This window comes from Phenylobacterium sp. (assembly GCF_024508875.1).
Classification (GTDB): Bacteria; Pseudomonadota; Alphaproteobacteria; order Caulobacterales; family Caulobacteraceae; genus Phenylobacterium.
In genome coordinates this window covers 24,410-33,218 of sequence record NZ_JANINU010000161.1, presented here as the reverse complement: position 1 = coordinate 33,218, position 8,809 = coordinate 24,410, and the positions used below count along the sequence as shown (strand labels likewise).

General features: G+C 68.8%; 6 protein-coding genes. 3 read left to right on the top strand and 3 right to left on the bottom strand.

Going from position 1 to position 8,809, the window contains the following annotated elements; all coding sequences use genetic code 11:
- On the bottom strand, window positions 1-384 hold a 384-nt coding region (locus tag Q0L11_RS13030), incomplete at its 3' end, for a fumarylacetoacetate hydrolase family protein (protein ID WP_296597779.1).
- A gap of 580 nt (window positions 385-964) precedes the next feature.
- Here Q0L11_RS13030 and Q0L11_RS13025 point away from each other — a divergent pair.
- Together Q0L11_RS13025 and Q0L11_RS13020 are read left to right on the top strand one after the other, a co-directional pair.
- Window positions 965-2,581 carry a tetratricopeptide repeat protein gene (locus tag Q0L11_RS13025; protein WP_296597778.1) on the top strand — a complete coding sequence of 539 codons (1,617 nt, stop codon included), beginning with the start codon at window positions 965-967 and terminating at the stop codon, window positions 2,579-2,581.
- 46 nt (window positions 2,582-2,627) lie between these two features.
- Window positions 2,628-4,847, top strand: a complete 2,220-nt coding sequence (locus tag Q0L11_RS13020; RefSeq protein ID WP_296597777.1) for an NAD(P)-binding protein — start codon at window positions 2,628-2,630, stop codon at window positions 4,845-4,847.
- A gap of 66 nt (window positions 4,848-4,913) precedes the next feature.
- On the opposite strand, the gene Q0L11_RS13015 is transcribed toward Q0L11_RS13020, so the two are convergent.
- On the bottom strand, window positions 4,914-5,633 hold the full coding sequence (locus Q0L11_RS13015) for a glutathione binding-like protein (protein ID WP_296597776.1): 720 nt from the start codon (window positions 5,631-5,633) through the stop codon (window positions 4,914-4,916).
- Between the two features lie 159 nt (window positions 5,634-5,792).
- On the opposite strand from Q0L11_RS13015, the gene Q0L11_RS13010 reads away from it, so the two are divergent.
- On the top strand, window positions 5,793-7,007 hold the full coding sequence (locus Q0L11_RS13010; protein ID WP_296597774.1) for a CoA transferase: 1,215 nt from the start codon (window positions 5,793-5,795) through the stop codon (window positions 7,005-7,007).
- A gap of 320 nt (window positions 7,008-7,327) precedes the next feature.
- Here the strand turns inward: Q0L11_RS13010 and Q0L11_RS13005 are convergent, their stop codons facing one another.
- Complete coding sequence (locus Q0L11_RS13005) at window positions 7,328-8,740, bottom strand: HWE histidine kinase domain-containing protein (protein WP_296597773.1); 1,413 nt, start codon at window positions 8,738-8,740, stop codon at window positions 7,328-7,330.
- Between the last annotated feature and the right edge of the window lie 69 nt (window positions 8,741-8,809).

Below are 8,809 nucleotides of genomic sequence, written 5' to 3'. Positions count from 1 at the left end.
GTCCCAGGGCTGGCCCTTGTCCTTGGCGGCGTTCTGCAGGTCGCGGCGGGTCAGGTCGACGCCGACGGCGTAGCCATAGACCAGGTCAAGCGAGTCCGCCGGGGTCACGTCGCGGCCTGCCTTGCCGATCGCGACCACCAGTTCGATCTCGTGGTGCAGGTTGGCCGTGCGACCGGGGTAGGCCGGGTCGCGGCCCGGCGGCACGACGGCGTCGGCCGGCTTGGCGAAGAAGAAGGGAGGGTCGCGGTCGTCCCCGCCCATCTCGCGACGGTGGGCGGCGTAGTTGCGGCCGACACACAGGATGCGGCGGACCGGGAAGCCTCCCGCTTCGCCCTCCACGGGCACGACGGGAACGGGCGGTGGGGAGAGCACGAACTCGGCCATGGCCGGGCACATAGGCCCCTCGGCCAAGGAAGTGAACCCCACGCTAGGGCAGACTGTCCTTACGTTAGGGAAAGTTGGCCGCGAACCGCGACCCCACAGAAGAAAGCCCCCGATCCGGCCGGATCGGGGGCTCGTAGGTTCACGCGGGTCTAGGAGGGCCCACGAGTCCTCGCGGAGGGATGCTGGCCGGCTACGGCGCCTCCCCAGACGCCTCGACGGTTCGCATGGCTCGGTCCGGACCTGCAAGGAAGGAGGCCCGGAACGGGTTCCCGAAGCCGCTTCCAACGACATGACGATCGTCGCCCCGGCGCCAGCACAAGCGTCGGAGCCCGGGCGCTGGGCGGGGGTTGTCGGGTCCGCCGCGCGTCCTCGGGAAGAGGTCGAAATCCATTGATAGTAGAACCAAAGTTCGGCCCGAGCCGACAGGGAGTCGGACCGATCTTTTGCCGAGCGGAAGCCGATCTTTCCGCCCCGAAAGTTACTTCTCAGCCATGGCGTCGCCGCCCGGTTGTGCTATCGGCTGATCAGGCGAGCGGTCCGGAAGACGGCCCGGGCCGCCACTCGAACGGGATCGGAGTCCATGCAGCTGGCCCACCAGGCTGCCTTTTCGCTCGGCGCGCTGGAGGTGCGCCCTCCCACCTGCGAGATCGTCTCACCGACGGGTCGCGAGGTCGTGCAGCCGCGCGTGATGCAGGTGCTGGTGGCCTTGGTGCGGGCCGAGGGCGCCGTCGTCAGTCGTGACGACCTTATCGAGCGCTGCTGGGGTGGTCGCGTCGTGGGCGACGACGCCATCACGCTGGTGATGATGAAGCTGCGCCGGCTGGCCTCCCGCAACGAAGCCGCCTTCGTCGTCGAGACGATTCCCCGCGTGGGCTACCGCCTGACCGTTAATGGCAGGGGCTTGTCGCAGGCGCCGGCGGCGCCGCCGGCCCCGAACGCGGTCGAACCGCCGATTGCCGGCGTCGCGGCGGCCCGACCGCGCCTCGTGGTGCTGGAGTTCACGCACCAGCCGGGCGACGAGGAGCAGGCCTGGTTCGCCGAGGCCTTGGCCGACGAGCTCACGGCCGGCCTCTCGAAGTCCCCGCTGCTCGCCGTCATGCCGCGTCAGGCGCTGGTGATGTCGGACGTGGTGGGCCATCCGCCGGGAGCCATCTGCGCGCGCCTGGGCGTCGACTATGTCTTGGACGGCAAGGTCCGCAGCCTGGGCGGCGCGGTGCGGGTGTCGGTCGACCTGATCCAGGGCTCGGACGAAACCAGCGCCTGGTCGGCCAAGTACGATCGGCCGATGACCGACCTGTTCTCGATGCTCAACGAGATCACCACCTCGATCATCGGCACGGTCGAGCCGGCGGTCCTGGAGCGCGAAGAGACCCGCGCGATGCGGATGCCGGAGCACAGCCTCGAGTTCTGGCGCCTGTTCGTCCGCGGCCGCCGCCACTTCTGGCGCTCGACCGCCTCGGACGTTCGCAAGGCCGAATCCCTGCTGGAGCAGGCCTTGCTGCTTGAGCCCGACGACGTTTCGGCGCTGTCCATCCTGGCGCACTGCAAGCTGTTCGAGGTCTGGGTCGGCACGTCCGAAGATCCCACCGCCGCTGTCGCCGAAGCGCATCGGATCGCGCTCAAGGCGGTCTCGGTGGGCGGCTCCGACGCCTTCGCGCACTACACCCTTGGTGTGGTCCTCTCGATGCAGGGCCGCCAGGCGGCGGCGACCGCCGAGCAACGCCGAGCGCTGGAGCTCAATCCCTACCTGGCCGCCGCGTCGGGCGAGATGGGGCGCCTCCTGGCCTTCGAAGGCGATTCCGAAGGCGCCATCGCCTATTCCGAGCGAGCCATCGCCGCCAGCCCGAACGATCCCCACTCCTGGCTATGGTTCCGCAGCAAGGCGATCGCCCGCTTCATCGCCGGCGACCACGACAACGCTGCGCGCGACGCCGCCGACGCCTGCGCGCGCGGGCCAGAGCGCTTCCCGCTGCATTTCCTGCTGGCGGCCTGCTACAGCGCCGGCGGGCGCATGGGCGAGGCCCGCAACGCCCTCGAGGATGGCGAGCGCCTCGCCCGCTCGCGCGCCGGTCCCGGGCGAAGCAACGAGACGGGCTATCCGCTCGAGGCCCTGAAGATCGGCCATCCGTTCGCACACGACGAACACCTCGATCTGCTCATTAACTCTCTTCAAAAGGCTGGGTGGCAAGGTGTCTAGGTCAACAACCTAGGCGAGCCGGGGGCGAAATCCCCGGATGGGGACCATGACCAGTGTGAACAGGCCGCAGAAGGTGGCGATCCTGGGCGGCGGTATGGGAGGGCTCACGACAGCCTTCCAACTGAGCAGCCAGCCGGGATGGCAGGAAAAATTCGACATCACAGTCTACCAGATGGGTTGGCGCCTGGGAGGCAAGTGCGCCTCGTCGCGCGGACCCAACGACCGCATCGAGGAGCATGGCATCCACGGCTTCATGGGCAGCTACTTCAACGCCCTGCCGATGATGAGCGACCTCTACGCCGAGCTGGGCCGGCCGGCCGGTGCGCCCCTGGCGACCTTCGAGGAAGCCTTCCTGGGGTCGGGCTTCACCATGTTGTGGGAGTGGCAGCAGGATCGGCTGACGCCCTGGCCTACGCGGGCGCCGTCCAACAGCATCCCGCCCACCGACGGCAGCTACTACAAGGGCCTAAAGACCGCGATCGTCGCGATCATCACCGAGGTCGGCCAGATGCTGACGGCGGCCCAGGGTGTGCCGAAGATCGTCGGAGCGGCCATCGAGCTGCTGCTCGACAAGGCCAAGAAGCAGGTCGAGACGATTCCCCTCTCGGAGGGGCCGAACCACCCGCTGGTGCATGAGATCGAGACGGCTCGGAAGCTGATCTGCGGCTTCGTCGACACGGTCGACGTCCTGGCGCCGCACATCGCAAACCATGCCGACAACCTGCGCCGCGCCCTACTGACGCTCGACTTCTACGCCGCCCTGATCATCGGCGCGCTGAAGGACAACGTCGAGGTCGAGGGCTACGACCGGCTGGACGAGGAGAACTGGAGCGACTGGCTGGCCAAGTACGGCTGCCACCCGGCCACCCTGGCGTCGCCCGTCGTGCTGACGACGGTCAACATCTGCTACCAGAGCCCCAACGGCGACACGAGCCGCGCGGCCAAGATGGGCGCCGGCTGCTACCTCAACTGGACGCTTCGGGCCTGCGCCTACATGGGCGATCTGATCTGGAGCTTCGCCGCGGGCACCGGCGAGACCGTCGTGGCGCCCATGTACGAAGTGCTGAAGCGCCGCGGCGTGAAGTTCGAGTTCTTCCACAAGGTGGACGCCCTGCGCCTCGATCCGGTGAACCGCCGCAACATCGGCGCGATCGAGATGACGGTCCAGGCGACGCTCAAGGACCCCGAAGCCGGCTACCAGCCGCTGATCGACGTGAAGGGCCTGCCGTCCTGGCCGCATCGCCCGCTGTACGACCAGTTGGAGCAGGGCGAGTACCTGAGGGCCACGGGCATCGACCTGGAGTCCTACTGGAACGGCTGGCCGAACGAGGCCTTCCCCGCCCTGAAGCATCCGCGGACCCTGCGCCACGGCGTCGACTACGACCAGATCGTCTTCGCGATCTCGCTGGGTGCGATCCAGTACCTCTGCAAGGAGCTGATCGAGGAAGACTACGCCTGGAAGGAAATGGTCGAGACCATCCCGGCCCTCCAGACCCAGGCGATGCAGATCTGGCTCAACAAGGACATCTACGAGCTGGGCTGGGCCGAGCCGCTGAATCCGGCGAAGAACGAACTGGCGCTTTCGGGCACCTATTTCTGCCCGCCGAACGGCAACGCCAACTTCCCCGACCTGCTGAAGTGGGAGAGCTGGCCCAAGGAGAACTATCCGAAGGCGCTCTGGTACTTCTGCGGGCTGATGCCCGACTACGAGCCGCCGCCGCCGTTCTCGGACACCGACTATCCGCGCCGCCAGTCGGAGCGGGTGAAGACCCAGTGCATCCAGTACCTGTCGGCCTCGATCGGCGTGATGCTGCCCAAGGCCACCACCCGCGCCAACTATGGCGTGGGCGACCCGATGGGCCTGGACTTCAACCTGCTGGTCGACAGCCGCGAGACCGGCCCCGGCGCCCTGCGCGCCGAGGGGGTCCAGCGCTTCGACAGCCAGTTCTGGCGCGCCAACATCGATCCCACCGAGCGCTACGTCACCTCGCCTCCGGGCAGCGTGAAGTGCCGCCTGGAGGCCTGGGGCTCGGGCTTCGACAACCTCACGCTGGCCGGGGACTGGATCTACACCGGCCTGAACGTGGGCAGCTTCGAAGGCGCGACCATGAGCGGCAAGCTGGCCAGCTACGCGCTCAGCGGCGCGCCGGCCCTGGACACGATCATCGGCTATCCGACGATGCCGCGTCCGGAGGCGGCCAATCGCACGCACGTGCCGGCGCCGGGCCTCGAGGCCCAGCCCTACCTGCGGAAGGTGGTCGGCTAGACTGACCGCGACAACGTGAACTCGGCCCGCCGGCGTCCCCTGGACGCCGGCGGTGTCGTTTCCGCCCTACGCCTTCACGGCCCCCAGCATCCGCTCGCCGAACATGTTGGACCATTCGGCGGCCGTGAGCTTGGCCTGGCGCTGGGCGTACTTGGCCGGCAGGGCCTTGTCGCCGCCGAGAGCCCGCTTCACCGCCGGTCGCGCGGCGATCTCGCTGAACCACCTGTGGGTGTTCGGGTACTTTTCGATGTCGATGTTCATCAACCCGGCGGCCGCGCGCCCCGGCCAGACGGCGATGTCCGCGATCGAATACTCGTCACCCGCCAGGTAGGCCGCCTCGCCGAGCCGCCGCTCCAGCACGGCCAGCAGCCGCTCCACCTCCTTGCTGTACCGTTCGATCGCGTAGGGCAGCTTCTCGGGCGCGTAGCGGATGAAGTGCGAGGCCTGGCCGCCCATCGGGCCCAACCCGGCCACCTGCCAGGTCAGCCACTGGATCGCCGTACTGCGCCCCCGCGGGTCGGCGGGCAGCAGCCGCCCGGTCTTCTCGGCCAAGTACTGCAGGACCGCGCCAGACTCGAACACCGCGTGTGGACCGCCGCCGAACGCCGGCTCCAAGTCGACGATCGCCGGCAGCTTGTGGTTCGGATTGATCCGCCCGAACTCGGGCGTCAGGTGATCGCCTTCGAAGATGTCGTAGCTGATCGTGGCGTAGGGGAGTTCCAGCTCCTCCAGCGCGATGGCCACCTTGTGCCCGTTCGGCGTGGGCGTGAAATGCATCTCGATCATCGGCGGTCTCCCACGCAAAGGGTGCTGGTCGGGCCGCTCGACTGTCAATGAGCTTGACGCAACCTTCCCCTTGTCCGGTGCGTACCGACAACGAAATTGACGGTCTGACCCAGCGTCACCCGGCTTACACTGACGTCTCCGCCGCGCTAAGCGAGAGCCATGACCGAGACCGTTTCCGCACCGCCCGGCCCCCTGGCCGACCTCGTCGTGATCGAGATGGGGACCCTTATCGCCGGTCCCTTCTGCGGCCAGATCCTGGGCGACTTCGGCGCCGAGGTGATCAAGGTCGAGGATCCCCGCGTCGGCGACCCCATGCGCCAGTGGGGCCGCAGCCTGCCCAAGGGCCTGTCGCCCTGGTGGCCGGTGATCGGGCGCAACAAGAAGTCGGTGGGCCTGGATCTGCGCAAGCCCGAGGGCCAGGCGCTGGCCAAGCAACTGATCTCCAAGGCCGACGTGCTCATCGAGAACTTCCGGCCGGGCGCCATGGAGAAGTGGGGCCTGGGCTACGACGTTCTGTCGAAGGAGAACCCGGGCCTGATCATGGCCCGCGTCTCGGGCTTCGGCCAGACCGGTCCCTATTCGCAGCGCGCCGGCTACGGCCTGATCGGCGAGGCCATGGGCGGTCTGCGGTATGTGACGGGCGAGCCCGACCGCGCGCCCGCGCGGGCCGGCATCTCCATCGGCGACAGCCTGGCGGCCATGCATTCGGTCATGGGCATCCTGATGGCGCTCCACCACAAGGAGAAGACCGGGAAGGGCCAGGTGATCGACGCGGCGCTCTACGAGAGCGTACTGGCGGTGATGGAGAACCTGATCACCGAGTACGACATCACCGGCTACGTCCGGGAGCGCTCGGGCTCGATCCTGCCGGGGATCGCGCCCTCGAACGCCTATCCGTGCGCCAACGGCGAGATGATCCTGATCGGCGGCAACGGCGACAACGTCTACGCCCGCCTGACCGAGGCCATGGGGCGGCCGGACCTGAAGGACGACCCGAAATTCGTCGACCACGCCAGCCGCGGGACCCACCAGCACGAGCTGGACGGCATCATCGCCGACTGGACCTCCACCTTCGCGCTCCCTGAGCTGCTGAAGCTCCTGGAGGACAAGGGCATCCCGGCCAGCCGCGTCTATCGCGCGCCCGACATGCTAGAGGATCCGCAGTTCGCCGCGCGCGACGCGGTGGTGACGGTCGAGCACGACGTGTTCGGGCCGATCCGGATGCAGAACGCCTTCCCGAAACTCTCGGCGACGCCCGGAAAGGTGCGCTGGCCCGGGCCGAAGTTGGGGCAGCACACCGCCGAGGTGCTGGCGGAGCGTGCCGGCGTCACGGCGCAGAAGCTGGAAAAGCTGAAGGCAGCCGGCGTCATCTGAGACCGCGCCGCCGCCTGAAGGGTCCGCCGGCCCGCGACCTCTGCCGCGGACCGAGCGTCGAGATCCGGGTCGCCTGCTTCCGGGCGAGCTCCCTTGGCCACCGGTCTGGCCCCCGCGACACCGGCCGCGAACTCTCGGGCGCTGGAATAATGCCCGCGTCCGGCATTGCAGAGGTGGCGACTTGTCCCAGCGCGATCCTGCCGCGCGGCAGCGCGCCGCGGCGCATGGCTAACAAAAATTCCTAACGCATTCAGATATTTACGTTCGCCCAAATGTGCGCGACGCATCGGCGGCGCTTCGACGTTTCGGTACGGTGGAGCTCAGTGGCCCGAGAGCAGCTCGGCCACCGCGGCCGAGACCTGGGTGACGTCGTAGGGCTTGCGGATGACGGGCGCCGCATCGAAGCCCCCGGGGGCGCCGCCGGTCTCGCCATAGCCGGTGGCGAACACGAATGGGATGCCCCGCTGGTGAAGCACCTCGGCCACGGGCGTCACCGAGCGGCCGTTCAGGTTCGCGTCCAGGACCGCCGCATCGATCGGCTGGTCCAGCAGCGCCATCGCCTCCTCCAGCTCGTAGGCCGGGCCCACGACCTGTGCGCCGGCCTCCGAAAGGCCGGTCTCCAGCTCGAGCGCCAACAGCACCGCGTCCTCGACGATGAGGACCCGCGCGCCCTTGAGGCTGGCGGGCCCACGCGAGGTGGGCACGGTCTCGGTCACACGGGGCGCGGGCGCCTCGGGCATCACCTCGGGCCGGTCGGCCATGGCCTGCGGCCCGGCGCGCAGGCGCACCACGAGGCCCGACGGGCGATAGTCCACCTCGGTGTCGCCGTTGAGTTCGCGGCCGGTGACCTGGCCCAGCAGGGTCGAGCCGAAGCCCCGGCGGCCCGGCGGCGCCACAAGGGGGCCGCCGCTTTCGGTCCAGGTCAACTCGAAGCCGCCGGCGGGGCGCGCCTTCCACTTCAGCGACACGTGGCCTGCTTCGGTGGAGAGCGCCCCGAATTTCACGGCGTTGGTCGCCAGCTCGTGGAGCGCGAGCGACAGGGCGTTGGCGGCGCGTGGGGTCAGGAACAGCTCAGGCCCGTCCCAGCTTGTCTGGCCCGGGGCGAGCGCGCCCAGCTCCGCCGACGCCAGGTGGTCGATGGCCGCGCCGCGCCAGCGGGCGGCCGTTAGCAGCTCGTTCGCCGAGGCCATGGCCTTGAGGCGTCCGCTGAACGTCTGCAGGAAGACATCGAGCGAGGTGGTGCGCTTGGCCGTCTGCTGCGCCAGCGCCTGGACGGCGGCCAGGACGTTCTTCACCCGGTGGTCCAGCTCGGCCATCAGCTGCTGGCGCTGTTCCTCTTCCAGGCGGCGGGGGCTGATGTCCTCGACGATGCCGGTGATCGCGCAGGGGCGGCCAGATTCCTCGCGGGTGACGATGCCGGCCATGCGAAGCCAGCGAGCTGCGCCCAGCTCGGGCGCCAGCCGGAACGAGACGTCGAAGGCCTCCCCCATCTTGAGGGCCTCCCAGCGACGGGTGCGCACCAGCTCCTTGTCGTCGGGGTGCACGTAGGTTTCGAGGATGTCGTTGTTCTTCACCGGCAGGCGGCCGGCAGGCAGCCCCGTGATCGCGGCCATGCGGTCGCTGACGTGGAAGACCCCGTTGCGCAGGTCCCATTCGAACTCGCCAAGCCCGGCGGCCTGGAGCGCCAGCCCCAGGCGGGTGCGGTTCGAGTTGTCGCCCAACTCGCGCGTCATGAATCGAACATAGGCAAGCCCGCGTCCGGAAGCGACGGGAAAGAACGCAAAACTCTCGATGTATCGGCC

Coding starts and splice junctions, on each gene's coding strand:
- Q0L11_RS13005 (WP_296597773.1), bottom strand. CDS start 8,740: ATGACGCGCGAGTTGGGCGACAACTCGAACCGCACCCGCCTGGGGCTG.
- Q0L11_RS13025 (WP_296597778.1), top strand. CDS start 965: ATGCAGCTGGCCCACCAGGCTGCCTTTTCGCTCGGCGCGCTGGAGGTG.
- Q0L11_RS13010 (WP_296597774.1), top strand. CDS start 5,793: ATGACCGAGACCGTTTCCGCACCGCCCGGCCCCCTGGCCGACCTCGTC.
- Q0L11_RS13015 (WP_296597776.1), bottom strand. CDS start 5,633: ATGATCGAGATGCATTTCACGCCCACGCCGAACGGGCACAAGGTGGCC.
- Q0L11_RS13020 (WP_296597777.1), top strand. CDS start 2,628: ATGACCAGTGTGAACAGGCCGCAGAAGGTGGCGATCCTGGGCGGCGGT.